At 49.1% G+C, this 739-nt stretch carries 1 rRNA gene; it reads left to right on the top strand.

The annotated features are described in order from the left end of the window. Positions 1–119 precede the first annotated feature (119 nt). Positions 120–739: ribosomal RNA gene (locus ACKJSM_RS28685) — 23S ribosomal RNA — on the top strand; the annotation flags it as partial.

Genomic DNA, 739 nt, shown 5'->3' with positions numbered 1-739 from the left:
CGCCACTTTCACTGGTGGTGATCAGGCTAAGGTAAAATTTGTGAGTTCTCTTAGTTGAGAAATTCGAATTTTCGGCGAATGTCGTCTTCACAGTATAACCAGATTGCTTGGGGTTATATGGTCAAGTGAAGAAGCGCATACGGTGGATGCCTTGGCAGTCAGAGGCGATGAAAGACGTGGTAGCCTGCGAAAAGCTTCGGGGAGTCGGCAAACAGACTTTGATCCGGAGATGTCTGAATGGGGGAACCCAGCCATCACAAGATGGTTATCTTGTACTGAATACATAGGTGCAAGAGGCGAACCAGGGGAACTGAAACATCTAAGTACCCTGAGGAAAAGAAATCAACCGAGATTCCCTTAGTAGTGGCGAGCGAACGGGGACTAGCCCTTAAGTGGCTTTGAGATTAGCGGAACGCTCTGGAAAGTGCGGCCATAGTGGGTGATAGCCCTGTACGCGAAAGTCTCTTAGTCATGAAATCGAGTAGGACGGAGCACGAGAAACTTTGTCTGAATATGGGGGGACCATCCTCCAAGGCTAAATACTACTGACTGACCGATAGTGAACTAGTACCGTGAGGGAAAGGCGAAAAGAACCCCGGAGAGGGGAGTGAAATAGATCCTGAAACCGTATGCGTACAAGCAGTGGGAGCCCACTTTGTTGGGTGACTGCGTACCTTTTGTATAATGGGTCAGCGACTTATTTTCAGTGGCGAGCTTAACCGAATAGGGGAGGCGTAGC

Origin of the sequence: Pseudomonas sp. PHC1 (assembly GCF_046487845.1) — a bacterium.
Classification (GTDB): Bacteria; Pseudomonadota; Gammaproteobacteria; order Pseudomonadales; family Pseudomonadaceae; genus Aquipseudomonas; species Aquipseudomonas sputi.
Note: the sequence above shows the minus strand (reverse complement) of the source record. Positions and strands in the feature narration are given on the sequence as shown.